This window comes from Rhodovulum strictum, from assembly GCF_009649175.1.
GTDB classification, from domain to species: Bacteria; Pseudomonadota; Alphaproteobacteria; order Rhodobacterales; family Rhodobacteraceae; genus Rhodovulum; species Rhodovulum strictum.
This window is the reverse complement of sequence record NZ_WJPO01000005.1, coordinates 64,422-82,876: the sequence shown is the minus strand read 5'-3', so window position 1 is coordinate 82,876 and position 18,455 is coordinate 64,422. Positions and strand designations below refer to the sequence as shown.

Below are 18,455 nucleotides of genomic sequence, written 5' to 3'. Positions count from 1 at the left end.
GCGCGTTTCCCGCTTTGGCTCGATTATAACTGGCATTCCCGGGGAGTTCACGCCATTGAAGGGCCGCAGGGAACAACTTGGCGGGAGGTTGCCCAGGTGGGGGCACGGTTGAAGAAGACCATTGCCCTGGTCGGGCTGATGGGCGCGGGCAAGACCGCGGTCGGCACCGCGCTGGCGCGAAAGCTGGACGTGCCGTTCCGCGATTCGGATGCCGAGATCGTCAAGGCCGCGAACATGACCATCGCCGAGATCTTTGCCCGCGACGGCGAGGCGTTCTTTCGCGCCAAGGAGGCGCAGGTGATCGCGCGCCTGCTGGACGGGCCGCCGGGCGTGCTGTCGACCGGCGGGGGCGCGTTCCTGGCCGAGGCCAACCGCGCCGCGATCTCGGCGCGCGGTGTGTCGGTCTGGCTCGATGCCGATCTGGAGCTGTTGTGGAACCGCGTGCGGCACAAGGCGACGCGGCCGCTGTTGCAGACCCCCGACCCCTTCGGCACGCTGGCGCAGCTTTATCACGACCGCCGGCCGTTCTATGCGATGGCCGATCTGGCGGTGACGGCGCTGCCGCGCTATTCGATCGAGGAAATGGCCGACAAGGTGATCGAGGCGCTTGCCGCCCGTCCCGACGTTCTGGAGGCGGCATGAGCCCGACAGCCGAAACCGTGCATGTGGCCCTGCCGGGCCGCGACTACGACATCCGCATCGGCCCCGGCCTGATCGCCCGCGCGGGCGCCGAGATCGGCCCGCTGCTGGCGCGGCCCCGCGTCGCGATCCTGACCGACGAGACGGTGGCCGCCCTGCATCTGGAGCCGTTCCGCGCGGGGCTGGCGGCCGCGGGGATCGAGGCGGCGGCGCTGGCCCTGCCGCCCGGCGAGGCGACCAAGGGCTGGGCGCAATTCTCGCGCGCGGTGGAATGGCTGATCGAACAGAAGGTCGAGCGCCGCGACATGGTGGTGGCGCTTGGCGGCGGCGTGATCGGCGATCTGGCGGGCTTTGCCGCGGCCGTCCTGCGCCGCGGCGTGCGCTTCGTGCAGGTGCCGACCACGCTGCTGGCCCAGGTCGACAGTTCGGTGGGCGGCAAGACCGGCATCAACTCGCCCCTCGGCAAGAACCTGATCGGCGCCTTCCACCAGCCGAGCCTCGTGCTGGCCGATACCGGCGTGCTGGACACGCTGGACCGGCGCGATTTCCTGGCCGGTTACGGCGAGGTGGTGAAATACGGCCTGTTGGGCGATGCGGCCTTCTTCGACTGGCTGGAGCGCAATGGCCCGGCGCTGGCCGCGGGCGATCTGGCCGCGCGCATCCATGCCGTGCGCCGGTCCTGCGAGATGAAGGCGGGCATCGTCGAGCGGGACGAGACCGAACAGGGCGAACGCGCGCTCTTGAACCTTGGTCACACCTTCTGCCACGCGCTCGAGGCGGCGACGGGCTATTCCAGCCGTCTGCTGCATGGCGAGGGCGTGGCGATCGGTTGCGCGCTGGCCTTCGAGCTGTCGGCCCGGATGCGGCTGTGCAGTCAGGAAGACCCAAGCCGCGTCCGCGCCCATCTGGCGGCGATGGGGATGAAGCGCGATCTGGCCGACATCCCCGGCGATCTGCCCGATGCGGATGCGCTGATCGGCCTGATGGCGCAGGACAAGAAGGTGCAGGACGGCCAATTGCGGCTGGTGCTGGCGCGCGGGATCGGCGCGGCCTTCGTCACCTCGCAGGTGGATGCGGGGCTGTTGCGCGCGATGCTGGACGAGGCGCTGGCCGCGCGCCGCGGCTGACCGGGCAGGGGGGCGCTGCCCCCCGTCCTTGCGGACTCCCCCCGGGATATTTCAGGCCAGAAGAAGGGGCGGGCGGCGCTTCAGGACAGGGCCGGCGGCGGCAGGCGGTCGCGCCGGGCGGGCAGCTCGGCCATCACGCGGCGGCGGTCCTCGGGGCTCATCCTTGTCCAGGCGGCGATCTCGTCGATCGAGCGCAGGCAGCCGGTGCAGAGCCGGGAGGCGCGGTCGACAACGCAGACCTGGATGCAGGGGGTTTCGATGGCGCCCTGGACGCGGGCGGGGCGGTCTTCGCTCATGGGGCGTCCTTCATGTGGCGCAGGCGGTCAAGTAACCCTTGAAGGATATAGCCCGCGGCGACATGGTCAATCACCTCGGCGCGGCGTCTGCGCGAGGTATCGGCTTCGAGCAGGGCGCGTTCGGCCGCGACGGTCGAGAGCCGTTCGTCCCAGAAGCCGATGGGCAGGTCGGTCAGGCGCGAGAGGTTGCGCGCGAAGGCGCGGGTCGACTGGCAGCGCGGCCCCTCGCTGCCATCCATGTTGCGCGGCAGGCCCAGGAGCAGGCCCGCGGCGCTGCGTCCGGTCGCGATGTCCAGCAGGCGCGCGGCATCGAGGGTGAACTTGCTGCGCCGGATCGTTTCCAGCGGTGTCGCGACGCTGCGCAGCCCGTCCGAGACCGCCACGCCGATCGTCTTGTCGCCCAGATCGAGGCCGATCAGCGCGCCGCGGTCGGACAGGGCGGCGGCGAAGCTTTCGGTGCTGTCGAAGACGCTCACTCGGCCACACCTGCCGCGATGGCCGCGGCGCGGACGGTCTCCAGCGCCTGCGGGTGCGGCGCAAAGACCTGCTGCGCCTCGGCCCAGATGCCGCCCGCCTGTTCGGTATCGCCCAGCATGCCGAGCGCACGGATCAGTTGCGCCCATTCCTCGGGGCTGCCGCCCTGCCGGGCCAGCCGGTCGGACAGGTTCGCGACCATGCCGACGATCATCTGGCGGCGCTGTTCGGGGGTCATGTCGGCGGCGGCCTCGATATCCTCGGCACTCGGCCCGCGCGTGCCGGCCTGGGGCAGCGGCGGCGGGGTGTAGTCGTCATCGCCCGCGAACCAGGCCAGATCGCGGATCTGGGCATGGACCGGGCCGAGCCAGGGATCGTCCGGCTGTGAGACCGTCAGAAGTTCGCGCCACACCCGGAAGGCGATGTCGGGCCGGCCGGTCTGGATATGCATGAGCCCCCAGTAATAGAGCGCGAGGCCATTGCGCGGGTCGCGGTTCAGCGCCTCTTCCAGCACGGCTTTGGCCTCGGGCGAGACATAGCCGCCTGCGGCCAGCACCATCATGTCGGCGCGCGTGGCGTAATCCTCGGCGGTGGCGCGGCCCTGTTTCAGGTCGATTACCCGGGCCTGCGCAGCATGCGCGGCGGCAAAATTGCCCAGTGCTGCCTCGTTGCGGGCCAGCAGGATCTGGCCGCGCAGATCGTCGCCGCGTTCGGCCACCGCCTCGCGCAGCCGCTCGACCAGTTCCATATGCTGGGGTTCGGGGGCGGGGACGGGGATCGGCGGCGCGGTCTCCTCGGCCTCGGTCTGGCGCATGCGGGTGGCGCGGAACTCGGCCGCTTCGGCGATGCGCGCGGCCATCGGCTGGTCGGGATAGCCGGGTGCGCCGACCGCGCGATAAAGACCCCATGTGCCACCCAGAAGCAGCAGCACGAGCACGCCCCCGACCGCAAGATTGGCCGCGCGCGGCGCTTGCGTGCCGGTCGTCTGGGCCTTGAGCTGGCGGTCGGCCTCCAGCACCCGGCGCGCGACCTCGGTACGGATGCGCTCGGCCTCGTCTGCGGTGATGACGCCGCGGGCAAGGTCGCGCTCGACCTCGCGCAGTTGGTCGCGATAGACCTGAAGATCATAGGCCGCGGCCGGGGCATCGCCCGACCGCCCGCGCGCCAGCGTGATGGCCAGAAGCACCGCGATTGCCGCGGCCAGCCCCAGGGCGACAAGCGTGAAGGCCATGAAGGTCCACCCCTTTCCAGTCCTTCCGCCGATCTATTACGGAAGGACCGGAATCGAAAGGGCAAAGCGGCGCGCCCGAACCGCCGCGCGCGGGCAGGTCGGGGGGGCGGCCGCGCCGGTCGGGCAGGCGGCGCGAAAGCCCGGCAAACAAGGCGAGTGCCCGCTTTCCTGCGCCGCGGTCATGGCCTGCGTGCAGCGGGGATGGGCCGTCCGGGCGGCGGTTTCTCACCATGATGTGATCCCGGCGGGGGTGTCGCGCCCGGGGGCGATCCATCACGCAGGCGCCCCTTTGCCGTTCGGGTGGCGTTTCGCAGTGCTGACGGGCGGTTCGCGGGTGATCCTGCGGCTGGGCCGCTCTGTCGCAGGGGGCTGTCCTGCGCATTTGGTCGCCTTGACGTGTGCGCGGCCGCTTCGCATAACAGGCGCCAAACCCCATTCGGAGTCCCGCCCATGTCCGACAACAATTACGACGTTCTCGTTCCCGAATCGGCCGCCAAATGGTTCGGCATTGTCGCCGGCCTGCTGCTGCCGGTTTTCTTTGGCGCGGTCGGCGCCCAGCTTTACGGCACCAGCGGCGGCAGCAGCTCGGTTCAGGTCTATCCGCTGCCCGAGGAATAAGGCGCAGCGATCCGCGCCCCCTGGTCCGGTGTCGATCCGGTCCGGGGGCGCGCATCCTTCTTTCGGTATGATTTCACACGCGGCCGCGGATTTTCCTGATCGGGCCGCTTCTTTCATTTCACCTGCGGCGGGGTGCTGCCGTGCCGTGGACCGCATCGGGCAATTTCGCCCCCGGGGCTTGACCTCCCCGCCCCAGCCGCTCCATCTAGGTCAAAGTGACGCATCACAGACCAACAGGGGGATCCATGGCCTTCGAACTTCCCGACCTTCCCTATGCCCATGACGCGCTCGCCGATCTGGGCATGTCGCGGGAGACGATGGAGTATCACCACGACCTGCACCACAAGGCCTATGTGGACAACGGCAACAAGCTGATCGCGGGCACCGAATGGGAGGGCAAATCCCTCGAGGATATCGTCCGGGGCACCTATCAGAAGGGCGCCGTCGCGCAGAACGGCATCTTCAACAACGCCTCGCAGCATTGGAACCATTGCCAGTTCTGGGAGATGATGGGGCCGGGCAAATCCGCCATGCCCTCGGAGCTTGAGGCGCGGATCAATGACGCCTTCGGCTCGGTCGGCAAGTTCAAGGAGGAATTCGCGGCCGCGGGTGCCGGGCAGTTCGGGTCGGGCTGGTGCTGGCTGGTGGTCGACACCGATGGCACGCTCAAGGTGACCAAGACCGAGAATGGCGTGAACCCGCTTTGCTTCAACCAGACCGCGCTTCTGGGCTGCGATGTGTGGGAACATTCCTACTATATCGACTTCCGCAACAAGCGTCCGGCCTATCTGACGAACTTCCTTGACCATCTGGTGAACTGGGAAAACGTGGCCGCGCGGCTCTCGACCGGCTGAGCCCTGTTGTCCGCCAGGCTTGCGGCCGTCCCCCGGGGCGGCCGTTTGCATTCCGGCTTGCGGTTCCGCCTGCCGCGCGGCTGCGCTATGATCGCGGCAAAACAAGAGCGGGCAGCCATGCGACATCCCCTTTCCGTCCTGCGCCTTGTGGCGCTTGTGCTGGGCCTTGCCGCGCCGGCTCTGGTGCTGGCGCAGGAACGGACGGCGCTGGCCCGGCCCGACGCGGCGAATTCGCGGGTGGCCGATGCCGGGGCAGGGGTTGCGCTTGTGCTCGACCTGTCGCAGCCGGTGCCCTACCGGGTCTACATGCTCGACAACCCGCCCCGGCTGGTCGCCGATTTCCGCGAGGTGGATTGGCGCGGCACCGACCCTGCGAAACTCGTCGCCACGGGCCGGGTCGTCGCGGCGCGGGCTGGGGCGCTGCAACCGGGCTGGTCGCGGCTGGTGCTGGAGCTTGGCGGACCCTTTGTCATCGAGACGGCCCAGATGGCGCGCGACCGGGCCAGCGGCCGGGCGCTGCTGTCGGTCCGCCTGACCCCCACCGATCCCGCCAGTTTCGCCGCCGCCGCGCGCCCGCCCGCCGCGGCGCTCTGGGGCCTGCCGCCGCCCGAGGAACTGGCCCCGCCGCAGCGCCGCCAGGACGGCACGCGGCCCCTGCGCGTCGTGCTCGACCCCGGCCATGGCGGCATCGACCCCGGCGCCGAGCGGGGCGGCCTGCGCGAATCGGACCTGATGCTGAGCTTTGCCCGTGAACTGGCCGAGGCGTTGATCCGGGCAGGGCACGAACCGGTGCTGACCCGCGATGGCGACCATTTTGTGCCGCTGGAAACCCGCATCGACATCGCGCGCGCGGCCCGGGGCGATCTGTTCATCTCGCTGCATGCCGATGCGCTGGCCGATGGTCAGGCCAGCGGTGGAACGGTCTACACCCTGTCGGACACCGCGTCCGACAAGGCTTCGGCCCTGCTGGCCGAGCGGCATGACCGCGACGCGCTGCTGGCGGGGGTGGATCTGACCGACAAGGATGACGAGATCGCAACCCTGCTGATGGACATCGCCCGGACCGAGACCGCGCCGCGGGCCGACCGGCTGGCGGATGCCATCGTGGCAGGGTTGCAGGCGCATGTCGGCGGTCTGCACAAGCGGCCGCGGCTGTCGGCGGGTTTCTCGGTGCTGAAATCGCCCGACATCCCCTCGGTGCTGGTCGAACTGGGCTTCCTGTCCTCGGAACGCGACCGGCGCAACCTCGTCTCGCCCGAATGGCGCGCGCGGGCGATTGCCGGGATCGTTGCCGCGATCGGGGAATGGGCGGCCGAGGATGCGGCGCAGGCGGCGCTGTTACGCCGCTAGGACCGCATCCTCCCGAGGACGTGACCGGCAGGCGCGCGCGAAACCGCCCGGTGCGGACCCGTTCGTTTTGACCCCGGACGGCGGGCGGCGTATAGAGGTCCATGCGATCAGGAAAGGCAAGGGCGGTTTGATCCGTTTCATTCTCTCGTCGCTCGGGGTAATCTTTTCCCTGGTCACCCTCGGGCTTGTCGGCGCCGCGCTGCTTCTGGGCGGCGTGTTCTGGACCTATGCGCGCGATCTGCCCAACCACGAGGATCTGGCGACCTACCAGCCCAAGACCATCAGCCGGATCTATTCCGGCGAGGGTCGGCTGATCGACGAATTTGCCGATGAACGCCGCCTGTTCGCCCCCGCCGAGGAAATCCCCGATCTGGTCAAGCACGCCTTCATCTCGGCCGAGGACAAGAATTTCTACAGCCACAAGGGGTTCGATGCCCGCTCCATCGTTGCGGCGGGGATCGAGGCGCTGGAAACCCGGGGCGAGACGCTGCGCGGTGCCTCGACCATCACCCAGCAGGTGATGAAGAACTTCCTTCTGGGCGGCGAGCGGACGGGCGAGCGCAAGGTCAAGGAACTGATCCTGGCCGTGCGGATCGAGAAGACGATGTCCAAGGACCGGATCCTGGAACTCTATCTCAACGAGATCTTCCTCGGTCAGAACTCCTATGGCGTGGCGGCCGCGGCCCAGACCTATTTCAACAAGACGCTGGCCCAGCTTGCCCCCGAAGAGGCCGCCTATCTGGCCGCACTTCCCAAGGCGCCCTCGACCTATCATCCGGTGCGCGCCATGGACCGCGCCATCGAGCGGCGCGATTACGTCCTGCGTCAGATGCACGAGAACGGCTATCTGGATGCCGACGCCTTTCAGACCGCGTTGGCGCAGCCGCTGCGCACCGTGCAGAATGGCGATTACCCGCCCTTCGCCGCCAGCCTGCCGCAGCGCGACTATTTCACCGACGAAATCCGGCGCCAGCTTTCGGGCCATTTCGGCGAGGCCGAGTTCTTCGGCGGCGGCCTGGCGATCCGCGCCACCGTCGATCCCGAATTGCAGATCGAGGCTGCCCGCGCGCTTCGCAGCGCGCTGGAGGAATTCGACCGCAGCCAGGGGCGCTGGCGCGGCACCGGCAAGAAGATCGACCCCGCCGCGCTGGCCGATGAGACCGCCTGGCGCAGCGCGCTGGCCGAGACCGAGATCGCCCGCGATATCGACCTGGTCAGCCCCTGGCTGCCCGCGGTGGTGCTGGCCGTCGAGGAACAGCGGCTGGTGATCGGCATCGAGGGGGTCGAGGGCACGGCAGAACTGCCGCGCGCCGATACGTCCTGGTTCCGCGGCGATCTGCGCCAGAATTTCGATCCGGGCGATGTCGTCCATGTCCGCCGGATGCTGTCGGATTCCGATGGCAGCTTCATCCGCTGGACGCTGCGCCAGGTGCCCGAGGTGCAGGGCGGATTCGTCGCGATGGATGTCAACACGGGCCGCGTGCTGGCGATGCAGGGCGGCTTTTCCTATCAGGACTCGGTCTTCAACCGCGCCACGCAGGCCACGCGCCAGCCCGGTTCGGCCTTCAAGCCCTTCGTCTATGCCGCGGCGCTGGACAGCGGGTTCACGCCCGCGACCATCGTGATCGATGCGCCGATCGAGGTGGACACGGGCGCAGGGATCTGGCGGCCCAAGAACGCCTCGAACCGGTTCTACGGGCCGACGCCCCTGCGTACCGGGATCGAACGCTCGCGCAACCTGATGACCGTGCGTCTGGCCAAGGAGGTTGGCATGGACACGGTCGCGACCTATGCCGAACGCTTCGGCGTCTATGACCGGCTGGAACCCTTCCTTGCGAACGCGCTGGGCAGCCAGGAGACGACGCTGTACCGGATGGTGGCGGCCTATGCGATGTTTGCCAATGGCGGCGAACGGGTCGAACCCACGCTGGTCGACCGGGTGCAGGACCGCTTTGGCAGCACGATCTACCGGCACGACACCCGCATCTGCACCGATTGCGACGATCCGAACCTTGCGCCGGGCCGGGCGCCGGGCATCGTGACCAACCGCGAACGGGTGATGAACGCGGTCACCGCCTATCAGCTGACCTCGATGATGCAGGGCGTTGTCGAGCGCGGCACGGCGGCGGGGCGGATCAATCTGGGCGTTCCGACCGCGGGCAAGACCGGCACCACCAATGACGCGCGCGATGTGTGGTTCGTGGGCTTCACCTCGAACATCGTGGCGGGGTGCTACATGGGCTATGACCGGCCGCGCAGCCTGGGCGGGCGGGCGGCGGGCGGCACGCTTTGCGCGCCGGTCTTCAACGATTTCATGCGCAAGGCGACCGCGAAATATGGCGGCGGGCCGTTCAAGGTGCCGCCGGGGGGCCGCTTCATCAAGATCGACCGCTATTCGGGCGGGCGGCTGCCCGATGATGCGACCGGCGAGCATGTCGTGGCCGAGTATTTCCGCACCGGCGAGGAACCGATCTTCGGCATCGGCGCCATGGTCGATGGCGGCTTTGCGATGGGCTCTGACCTGCCGCTTTTCGGCCGCGGCGAGGGGGACGTCGACCCCGCAGACCCGCCGCGCGAGGTTACCACCTCGACCGGCCGCAAGGCCGTGGTCGCGCCCAAGGCGAATTTCGGCACGATCTCCTCGGGCGGGCTTTACTGAACGCTGTCGGCTTGCCCGGGATTGCGCACCGGGCTATCACCCCCATCTGATACCGTCCGACCAGAGCTTGAAAGGGCACAGACGCCATGCGTGCAGAGGCGCAGAACACCGTCGCGGAGATCCGCAAATCGCTCAAGCTGCTGGCCCAGCGGCTGGACTGGGAGACGGCGACGCACCGGCTGGAAGAATTCGACGCGATGACCGAGGATCCGAACCTCTGGAACGATCCCGAACGCGCGCAGAAGCTGATGCGCGACCGTCAGGCGCTGTCCGACGCGATCGAGACCTATCGCACCATCTCGCGCGAGCTTGAGGACAATATCGAACTGATCGAACTGGGCGAGGCCGAGGGCGACAAGGAAGTGGTCACCGAGGCCGAGGCGGCGCTGAAGGCGCTGCGCGAAAGGGCCGCCCAGAAAGAGCTTGAGGCGCTGCTGGATGGCGAGGCGGATGCCAACGACACCTTCCTTGAGATCAACGCGGGTGCGGGCGGTACCGAAAGCTGCGACTGGGCCAGCATGCTGGCGCGGATGTATGTGCGCTGGGCCGAGGCGCATGGCTACGAGGTCGAGCTGCAATCCGAGAACGGCGGCGAGGAGGCGGGGATCAAGTCCGCGACCTACAAGATCTCGGGCCGCAATGCCTATGGCTGGTTGAAATCGGAATCGGGCGTCCACCGGCTGGTGCGCATCTCGCCCTATGACAGCGCGGCGCGGCGGCACACCTCGTTCTCGTCGGTCTGGGTCTATCCGGTCGTGGACGACAATATCGAGATCGAGGTGAACCCCTCGGATATCCGGGTCGATACCTACCGCTCCTCGGGCGCGGGCGGGCAGCACGTCAACACCACCGACTCGGCGGTGCGGATCACCCATATTCCCACCGGCATCGTGGTCACGTCGTCGGAAAAATCCCAGCACCAGAACCGCGACATCGCCATGAAGGCGCTGAAATCGCGGCTGTACCAGCTTGAGCTGGACCGCCGGAACGCCGACATCCAGGCCCAGCACGACGCCAAGGGCGATGCCGGCTGGGGCAACCAGATCCGGTCCTACGTCTTGCAGCCCTACCAGATGGTCAAGGATCTGCGCACCGGGGTCGAGACCTCGGACACCGCAGGCGTTCTGGACGGCGATCTGGACCAGTTCATGGCCGCGACGCTGGCGCTGAAGGTCGCGGGCAAGACCCGCGCCGAGGCCCAGGCCGAGGGCTGATCCACCGGGCTCTCAGCGCAGATCCTCGGGTGCGCGTCCGGGGCGCGAGCGATAGGCGGGCAGGGTCCAGCCAAAGGCCAGCGCCCCGCCGCGCACGCCCAGTGCCAGAACGAACGCCCCGCCCGCCGCAACCGGTAGCCCCATGCCCAGCCCGCGCAGCGCGACATAGGCAACCGCGCCCGTCATGGCGGCGGCCACATAGATTTCCTGCCGCATCAGTACCGACGGCTCGCGCGCCAGCACATCGCGCAGGATGCCCCCGAAGGTGCCGGTCAGCATCCCCATCGCGATGGCGATCGTCGCGGATTCCGTGACCAGAAGCCCCTTGTAGGCGCCGAAGACGCCATAGGCCGCCAGCGCCACCGCATCGAGCCAGAGCAGCAGCCGATAGCGTGATTCCAGCAGATGCGCGGTGAAATAGACCAGAACGGCCGTCGCGGCGCAGACCACAAGATAGAGATGCTGCGCCACCCAGAAGACCGGAACCCCCAGCACCAGATCGCGCAGCGTGCCGCCGCCGATGCCGGTGACCGCGCCCAGAAACAGGAAGCCGATGATGTCGAGCTGCTTGCGCGAGGCTGCCAGCGCGCCGGTCGCGGCAAACAGCGCGACACCGGCATAGTCCAGAATGTCGATGGGGCTCATGGGCGGGTCTTCCTGTGTGGGGATGGCATGGTGCAGGTCTTGCGCGCAGCGGACGCCACGGGGCCGCATTTCGCCATGCGGCCCGCGGCTTGACCGATGCGCGCAAAAGGGCCCCGGCCGTTTCCGGCGCGGGGCCCCTTCTCCTCCTCCCTGAGGATCGTGCGGCTCAGCCCTTGGGCTGGCCGGTCTCGTTTGGGGGGCGCGGGGCGGGCGCGGTGTCGCCCATGCCATGCGTGGCCTTGCCCCCGGCGCTGCGCTGTCCGGTGTTCAACGGGTCGTCCTGACGCTGGACCGAGCCCTCGAAATGCGCACCGCTTTCGATCGCGATGGTCTTGTGGATGATGTCGCCCTCGACCCGCGCGGTCGAGGTCAGCCGCACCTTGAGCCCGCGCACCCGGCCGATCACCCGGCCGTTGATGACGACGTCATCGGCCACCACCTCGCCCCGGACCGTGGCGGATTCGCCAACGGTCAGCAGATGCGCATGGATGTCGCCGTCGATCGTGCCCTCGACCTGAATATCGCCCGTTGTCTTGAGATTGCCCGTCACGACAAGGTCCGAGGACAGCATAGAGGCGGGCGGCTTGGCCTTGGGCGCAGTCGGAACGGGGCTGTCGGCACCGGGGCGTTGAAAGCCTGTTTCGGGCGGCCTGGCCTTGTCCGGTTCGCCGGCCTTGGGACCGGGCTCGTTGATCCTGCTCTTAGAAAACATCTCTGGCTGCCTTGATGTAGGTCATGGGGTTGACGGGTGTTCCGTCGACTCGCACCTCGTAGTGCAGATGCGTCCCGGTCGACTGTCCGGTACTTCCCATATCACCGATCAACTCGCCGCGCGAGACCCTTTGACCCTCGCGTACCCGTATCTTCGACATGTGGGCATAGCGGGTTTCCAGCCCGAATTCGTGCCGGATCGTCACCAGTTGGCCATAGCCCGACTGCCAGCCCGCCTTGGTCACCACGCCATCGGCGGTGGCATGGATCGGCGTCCCGTGCGACGAGGCGAAATCGACCCCCTCATGCGTGGTGCGCGACCCGGTGATCGGGTGGCGCCGGTCGCCGAACGGGCTGGTAAAGCGGTAGGCGGATTTCAGCGGCTGGGCAAAGGGCAGCTTCTCGGCCGCGATGCGGTAAAGGTTCAGCTCGTCCATCCGGTCGAGCAGGGCCTGGGCGCGCAACTCGTCGGCCGAGGGTGCGTAGTCGCCCTTGGTCGAGGCCGAGATCTGCACCAGCGGACCGCCCACGCCGGAATAGCCCTGACGCACCCGGTCGATCAGGCGGTCGGGGGACAGGCCGGCGGATTTGAACATCTTTTCCAGCGGCACGACCGACACGGTCAGCGCCTCTTCCAGCGAGGTGAAGATCTTGTCGTTGCGCTCGGCCTGCAATTCCTGCTCGTAGGCCAGCGCCTCGGCCAGTTCCAGCGCGGCCGAGGCATTGGCCGAGGCGGTATCGCGTTCAGAGGCGGTGTCTTCCAGCGCGCCGGTCAGGAAGGCCAGGATCTCGGGCATCTCGGCCGCGCGCGGGGCTTCGGCCATTTCGCCGCCCGGCTGACCGGCCAGCGTCGCGGCCAGTTCGCGGGTCCGGGCGCGGGCGGCATCGCGTTCGGCGGCGGTCTTGCGCAGGCCCTTCTGCAAGACGTCCATGCCGGTTTCCAGCTCGCGGTTGCGCTCTTCCGAGGTCAGCAGTTCGGACTGCATCCGCGACACCTCGCCCATCGCCATCTCGAAGCGTGCGCGTGCGGCGGCGGCTTCTTCGGCGGCAAGGTCGCGCTCGGCAGCCAGCGCATTGATCCGCTCGTCATAGAGCGCCTGTTCGCGCTTGGCCTGATCGCGCAGGTTGCCCGCGCCGACCTGGTCCATCAGCACGATGGACGTGGACAGCATCGCCCAGGCCATCACCGTCGCGCCGCCCGCCAGCCCCAGGGCCTGCGCCTTTGGCGAGAGCCGCAGAAAGCGCGTGCTGTGGTCGGTACGCAGGAAAAGTCGTTGTTCGGGAAGATAGCGCCCAAGCGCCATGTCGATGCGGTGGAGGAAACGCCTCGTCAATGCCTTCGCCTCATCTGCCATCTGGATCGGTCAGGACACCATCCGGGTCTCTGACGCTGTTCGTGACTAGCCACCGCGCGGCCATGTCGCAAATTTTTTTTGCGTTTTATCAACGGCTCCGTGCTGTTGGGCAATAATCCGCCGATTCTGCCCTTTCCGGTCCGCGGAACACCGCCGGTTGTGAATTGCCTGTCGCGGGGGCAGATCAGGCGGTTCCGGGCGCCAAGGCGGCGCCCGGCCGGTCGTCGTCCGGGCCGGGTCGCTCAGAGCGCGCGGACCGCCGCCAGAACCTCGTCTGCATGGCCGTCCACCTTGACCTTGTGCCAGGCCCGCGCGACCGTGCCCGAGGCGTCGATCAGGAAGGTGGACCGCTCGATGCCGAAATATTTCTTGCCATACATCGACTTCTCGACCCACACGCCATAACGCTCGCAGACATCCGTACCGTCGTCGGACAGAAGCGGCACGCTCAGGTCATGCTTGCAGCGGAACTTGCCGTGCTTCTCGACGCTGTCCTTCGAGATGCCGAACACCCGGGCGCCCGCCGCCTCGAACTCGGCCATCAGGCCCGAGAAGGCGATGGCTTCCTTCGTGCAGCCCGACGTGTCATCCTTGGGATAGAAATAGAGAACCACGGGGGCAGGGCGCAGCGCCGAAAGCGTGATGTCGGGGCCTCCGTCTTGGGGCAGGGTGAAATCGGGCGCGGTCTGGCCGGTGTCGATCATGGGGCTGTCGGTCCTTCGGGGTTGCGGCCTGTCGGTCGGACGGGCCTTCGGGTTGGCAGGCAGGCGCCTTGGAAACAGCGCGACGCGGCAGAGAATAGGCGGCGCGCGCGGGCAGGCAAGCAGGAGATCCCCCACCGCGCGGGCCGCGGGGGCGGGCTGTCGGGATGAGCGACGCAGGGCAACGGACCAGCACCGCAGACCGCATGATCGAGCCGCATCAGCGGTTCGGCCTGTGGCTTCTGTTAAGCCTTGGCATGCTGATGGGGCTGGCCGGGCTTGCCGGTCTGGCGCTGACCGGGCGCATGGTCGAATTGCCGGGCTGGGCGACCGCGCGGATCGAGGCACGGCTGAACAGCGCCTTTGCGCCCGCCGAGATGCGGATCGGCGGGGTGGGCGTGATGTTCTCGCGCAATGCGGTGCCTTCGGTCCGGTTTCGCGACGTGGTGGTGCTGGACGGGGCGGGGCGCGATGTGGCCGCGCTGCCCCTGATCGGGGCGACTGTGTCGGCGGCGGGGCTGGCGGCCGGGCGGCTCGATGTGACCCATGTCGCGCTGAGCGGGGCGGAACTGACGCTGCGCCGCGCGCCCGACGGGCGGCTGGACCTGGCGCTGGGGCGCGCAGGTGCGCCGGTCAGCGCGGCGGCCAGCATCGGCGAATTGCTGGACGAGATCGACCGCGGGCTGTCGGCGCCCGGGCTTGCCGCGATCCGGGCGATCAGCGTCGAGGGGTTGGGCGTGACCTTCGAGGATGGCCGGGCGGGCCGGATCTGGCGGGTCGAGAACGGTCTTATGACGCTTGACCAGGATGCCGACGAGGTGGCGATCCGCGCCTTCCTGTCGCTGCGGGGGCAGGAGGCGTTTCCGGCCGAACTTGCCTTTGATTTCGTCTCGTTCAAGGGCAGCCCCGCAGCCAGTTTTGCGGCGACGTTTTCGGATGTGCCCTCGGCCGATATCGCGACGCAATCGCCCGCGCTGGCCGCGCTTGCGGTGATCGACGCGCCGATTTCCGGGGCGATCCGCACCGAGGTCTTTGCCGATGGCAGCCTTGGCCCGCTGGCCGCGGCGCTGGAGATCGGCGCGGGGGCGCTGCGGCCCGCCGGGGGGGCGCCGCCCATCGGCTTTGCCTCGGGCCGGTCGCTCTTTACCTATGACCCCGAGGCGCGGCGGCTGAATTTCGACCGCATCGCCGTCGATACCGCGATCCTGCGGCTGAGCGCCGAGGGCCATGCCTATCTGCGCGACATGGAGGGCGGTTGGCCCGAGACGCTGGTTGCCCAGCTTGCCTTTCGCGAGGTGGCGCTGGACCCCGATGGCGTGTTCGAGGCCCCCGCGATCTTTACCGGCGGGGCGCTGGACCTTCAGCTTCGGCTGTTCCCGTTCACCGCGACGCTGGGGCAGGTCGTGCTGCTGGACGAGGGGCGCAGCTATCGCGGCCGGGGCCGGGTGCGCGCATTGCCCGAGGGCTGGGATATCGCCGTCGATGCCGCCATCCCCGAGATCGACCGCCAGCGCCTGCTGGCGCTCTGGCCGCTGACGCTGGCGCCCAACACGCGGGACTGGATCGCGAAGAACGTGCTCGCGGGCACCGTTCACGATGGCCGCGCCGCGCTGCGCCGCCCGCCTGCGGGGCCTTTGCGGCTGTCGCTGACCCATGCCATCCGCGATGCCGAGGTGCGCGTTCTCGACGGGATGCCGCCGATCCGGCAGGGCATGGGCTATGTCGCGATCGACGACGAACGCTTTACGCTGGCGGTCGAGCAGGGCAGCGTCGCCACGCCCGAGGGTCCGGTGGATGTGGCGGGCTCGATCCTTCAGGTGCCCGACGTGTTCGCGGATCTGCCGCAGGCCGGGATCGTGCTGCGCACCCGCTCGACCATTCCGGCCGCCCTGTCGCTGATCGACCAGCCGCCGCTTGGCATCGCCACCGCTGCCGGGATCGCGCCCGAACTTGCCACGGGCGAGGCCCTGATCGAAATCCGGCTCGATCTGCCGCTGATCGCGGATCTGGCGGTCGAGGATGTCGGCTGGCAGGTGACGGGCGATCTGCGCGGGGTCGGCTCGGACGATCTGGTGCCCGGGCGGCGGTTCGAGGCAGGCAGCCTGCGGCTGGAGGCAAGCCCCGAGACGGTCGCGATCTCGGGCATGGCGGCGCTGGACGGCGTGCCGCTGCGCGCGGCCTGGACGCTGCCGGGCGGACCGGGGAATGGCGGGGCATCGCGGGTCGAGGGCACGCTGGAACTGTCGCCCGCGACCAATGCGGCCTTCGGGATCGGTCTGCCCGAGGGCAGTCTGGCCGGGGCCGCGCGGGCCGGTTTCACGCTTGATCTCGACCCCGGTGCGGCGCCGCGGTTCACGCTGGGCTCTGACCTTGTGGGGCTGCGGCTTGCGTTGCCGGAACTGGGCTGGTCCAAGCCTGCGGGCAGCGCGGGGCGGCTGGAACTGGCCGGGCGGCTGGGCGATGCGCCCGCCATCGAACGGCTGGTCCTCGAGGCGCCTGGGCTGTCGGCCACCGGGTCCGTCGCGCTGACCGGCGATGGCGGGCTGGACGCGGCGCGGCTGTCGCGGGTGCGGCTGGGCGGCTGGTTCGATGCGCCCGTCGTGCTCAGCGGCCGGGGTGCGGGCCGCCCGCCTGCCGTCGCGATCACCGGCGGCAGGGTCGATCTGCGCGCGCTGCCCTCGGGCGGCGGTCCCTCTGCGACGCGGGGCGGTGGCGCGGTCGAGGTGGCGCTGGACCGGCTGATCGTCAGCGACGGCATCGCGCTGACCGGGCTGCGCGGGCGGGTGTCGGGGCAGGGCGGGCTGAACGGCCAGGTGACCGGCACGCTTGAGGGGGGCGGGCCGGTCGTTGCGACGCTGGTGCCCGCACAGGGCGGCACCGCGATCCGCGTGCGCTCGGGCGATGCGGGCGCGGCGCTGCGGGGCGCGGGCATCTACCGGCGCGCGCATGGCGGAACGCTGGATCTGGTGTTGCAACCGGACGGGCAGGAGGGGCATTACCTCGGCCAGCTTCGGATCGACGATCTGCGCGTGCGCGGTACGCCGGTTCTGGCGGAACTGTTGTCGGCGATTTCGGTCGTGGGGCTGGTCGATCTGCTGAATCGCGAGGGGTTGATGTTCTCGAATGTCGAGGCGCGGTTCCGGCTGATGCCGGGTGCGGTCGAGTTGCGGCGGGCCAGCGCGGTCGGCCCCTCGCTGGGGATTTCGATGGCCGGGGTCTATGGCACGCGCGAGGGACGGATCGACATGCAGGGCGTGATCTCGCCGATCTACATGCTGAACGCGGTCGGTTCGGTGCTGACCCGGCGCGGCGAGGGGCTGTTCGGCTTCAACTATCGCCTGTCGGGGGCAGCGGAAAATCCCACGGTGCGCGTCAACCCGCTGTCGATCCTGACACCAGGCATGTTCCGCGAGATCTTCCGCAGCCCGCCGCCGCGCGCCCGGCAGGAGGCCGCGCAATGAAGCTGTCGGATTTCAATTTCGACCTGCCCGAGGCCCTGATTGCGACCCGGCCCGCGCGGCCGCGATCCGCGGCGCGCCTGCTGGTGGCCGAGGGTGATAGAACCCGCGACCTGCATGTGCGCGACCTGCCCGACCTGTTGCAGCCCGGCGACCGGCTGGTGCTGAACGATACCCGCGTGATCCCCGCCCGGCTGAGCGGGCTGCGTCGGCGCGACAGCGCGCAAGGCCCGGTCGAGGCGCGCATCGAGGTGACCCTTATGGAGCCCGCGCCGGGCGGTCGCTGGCGGGCGATGGCGCGGCCCCTGAAGAAGCTGAAGCCGGGCGACCGGGTGATCTTTTCGGACCGGCTGAGCGCGCAGGTGACCGCCCGCGGCGACGAGGATGCGGTGCTGGAGTTCGACCAGACCGGCGCGGCCTTCGATACCGCGCTGGCCGAGGCGGGCGCCATGCCGCTGCCGCCCTATATTGCCGCAAAACGCCCCGCCGATGCGCAGGATGCCGAGGATTACCAGACCGTCTGGGCCGCCCGGCCCGGCGCGGTCGCGGCCCCCACCGCATCGCTGCATTTCGACGAACCGCTGCTGGCGGCGCTGGCCGCACGGGACGTCGGTTTCAGCCATGTGACGCTGCATGTGGGCGCGGGCACCTTCCTGCCGGTCAAGACCGATGATGTGTCGGCGCACCGGATGCATGCCGAATGGGGCGAGGTGACGGCCCGCGCCGCGGCCGAGATCAACGCCACGCGCGCCGCGGGCGGGCGGATCATCCCGGTCGGCACCACCGCGCTGCGGCTGATCGAAAGCGCGGCGGACGAGGCGGGCGTGCTGCATCCCTGGACGGGCGAGACCGACATCTTCATCCGTCCGGGCTATCGCTTTCGCATCGCGGATGCGCTGATGACGAATTTCCACCTGCCGCGCTCGACGCTGATGATGCTGGTCTCGGCGCTGATGGGGACGGAACGGATCCGGCGAATATACACCCATGCGGTGAATTCGGGTTACCGCTTCTTCTCATATGGCGATGCCTCGCTCTTGATCCCGGGGCCGCAAGCGGTCAGGCAGGGGTCGCAGACGGGCATCTGAGTCGCGTCGATCCCGCCTATTCACGGGCCAGTCAC

The 18,455-nt window shown here is 69.1% G+C and carries 16 protein-coding genes; 9 read left to right on the top strand and 7 right to left on the bottom strand.

Translation table 11 applies throughout. From position 1 onward, the window contains the following. Nucleotides 1–54 precede the first annotated feature (54 nt). Both GH815_RS05195 and aroB read left to right on the top strand, forming a co-directional pair. The gene (locus GH815_RS05195) at nt 55–642 is read left to right on the top strand and encodes a shikimate kinase (protein WP_343030671.1); all 588 of its coding nucleotides are present in this window, start codon (nt 55–57) and stop codon (nt 640–642) included. Next, on the top strand, nt 639–1,766 hold the full coding sequence (gene aroB / locus GH815_RS05190) for a 3-dehydroquinate synthase (RefSeq protein ID WP_153747695.1): 1,128 nt from the start codon (nt 639–641) through the stop codon (nt 1,764–1,766). Before GH815_RS05195 ends, aroB begins: the two co-directional genes overlap by 4 nt. Nucleotides 1,767–1,846: 80 nt before the next feature. On the opposite strand, the gene GH815_RS05185 is transcribed toward aroB, so the two are convergent. From GH815_RS05185 to ccmI, 3 genes are read right to left on the bottom strand one after another with little or no spacing between them, the layout of a single operon-like run. Beyond that, nucleotides 1,847–2,062: a DUF1289 domain-containing protein gene (locus GH815_RS05185; protein ID WP_153747694.1), complete on the bottom strand. Its 216-nt coding sequence runs from the start codon at nt 2,060–2,062 to the stop codon at nt 1,847–1,849. Further along, complete coding sequence (gene ruvX / locus GH815_RS05180; RefSeq protein ID WP_343030667.1) at nt 2,059–2,538, bottom strand: Holliday junction resolvase RuvX; 480 nt, start codon at nt 2,536–2,538, stop codon at nt 2,059–2,061. Before ruvX ends, GH815_RS05185 begins: the two co-directional genes overlap by 4 nt. Next, complete coding sequence (gene ccmI / locus GH815_RS18990) at nt 2,535–3,767, bottom strand: c-type cytochrome biogenesis protein CcmI (RefSeq protein WP_153747692.1); 1,233 nt, start codon at nt 3,765–3,767, stop codon at nt 2,535–2,537. The genes ruvX and ccmI overlap by 4 nt, the downstream gene beginning before the upstream one ends. A gap of 450 nt (nt 3,768–4,217) precedes the next feature. On the opposite strand from ccmI, the gene GH815_RS05170 reads away from it, so the two are divergent. From GH815_RS05170 to prfB, 5 genes are all read left to right on the top strand, one after another. Continuing rightward, nucleotides 4,218–4,385, top strand: a complete 168-nt coding sequence (locus GH815_RS05170) for a hypothetical protein (protein ID WP_153747691.1) — start codon at nt 4,218–4,220, stop codon at nt 4,383–4,385. 245 nt (nt 4,386–4,630) lie between these two features. Then, a complete protein-coding gene (locus tag GH815_RS05165; protein WP_153747690.1) occupies nt 4,631–5,239 on the top strand; it encodes a superoxide dismutase in 609 nt (202 codons plus the stop codon). A gap of 117 nt (nt 5,240–5,356) precedes the next feature. Beyond that, nucleotides 5,357–6,589, top strand: a complete 1,233-nt coding sequence (locus GH815_RS05160) for an N-acetylmuramoyl-L-alanine amidase (RefSeq protein ID WP_153747689.1) — start codon at nt 5,357–5,359, stop codon at nt 6,587–6,589. A 127-nt stretch (nt 6,590–6,716) separates the two neighbouring features. Further along, entirely contained in the window at nt 6,717–9,248 is a 2,532-nt protein-coding gene (locus GH815_RS05155; protein ID WP_153747688.1) for a penicillin-binding protein 1A, read from the top strand. 86 nt (nt 9,249–9,334) lie between these two features. Next, the gene (prfB, locus tag GH815_RS05150) at nt 9,335–10,462 is read left to right on the top strand and encodes a peptide chain release factor 2 (protein WP_153747687.1); all 1,128 of its coding nucleotides are present in this window, start codon (nt 9,335–9,337) and stop codon (nt 10,460–10,462) included. 12 nt (nt 10,463–10,474) lie between these two features. Here prfB and GH815_RS05145 read toward each other — a convergent pair whose 3' ends face one another. From GH815_RS05145 to GH815_RS05130, 4 genes are all read right to left on the bottom strand, one after another. Then, complete coding sequence (locus tag GH815_RS05145; RefSeq protein ID WP_153747686.1) at nt 10,475–11,107, bottom strand: trimeric intracellular cation channel family protein; 633 nt, start codon at nt 11,105–11,107, stop codon at nt 10,475–10,477. Nucleotides 11,108–11,273: 166 nt separating this feature from the next. Beyond that, nucleotides 11,274–11,819 (bottom strand): bactofilin family protein, encoded by a 546-nt coding sequence (locus GH815_RS05140; protein ID WP_153747685.1) that lies wholly within the window; start codon nt 11,817–11,819, stop codon nt 11,274–11,276. Beyond that, on the bottom strand, nt 11,809–13,152 hold the full coding sequence (locus GH815_RS05135) for a DUF5930 domain-containing protein (RefSeq protein WP_407072164.1): 1,344 nt from the start codon (nt 13,150–13,152) through the stop codon (nt 11,809–11,811). Before GH815_RS05135 ends, GH815_RS05140 begins: the two co-directional genes overlap by 11 nt. Before the next feature lie 263 nt (nt 13,153–13,415). Next, nucleotides 13,416–13,877 (bottom strand): peroxiredoxin, encoded by a 462-nt coding sequence (locus GH815_RS05130; protein ID WP_153747683.1) that lies wholly within the window; start codon nt 13,875–13,877, stop codon nt 13,416–13,418. Between the two features lie 203 nt (nt 13,878–14,080). Between GH815_RS05130 and GH815_RS05125 the strand changes: the two genes are divergently transcribed. Continuing rightward, a complete protein-coding gene (locus GH815_RS05125; protein WP_170290294.1) occupies nt 14,081–17,335 on the top strand; it encodes a YhdP family protein in 3,255 nt (1,084 codons plus the stop codon). Beyond that, on the top strand, nt 17,332–18,420 hold the full coding sequence (gene queA / locus GH815_RS05120; RefSeq protein WP_153747681.1) for a tRNA preQ1(34) S-adenosylmethionine ribosyltransferase-isomerase QueA: 1,089 nt from the start codon (nt 17,332–17,334) through the stop codon (nt 18,418–18,420). Before GH815_RS05125 ends, queA begins: the two co-directional genes overlap by 4 nt. The last annotated feature ends 35 nt before the right edge of the window (nt 18,421–18,455 follow it).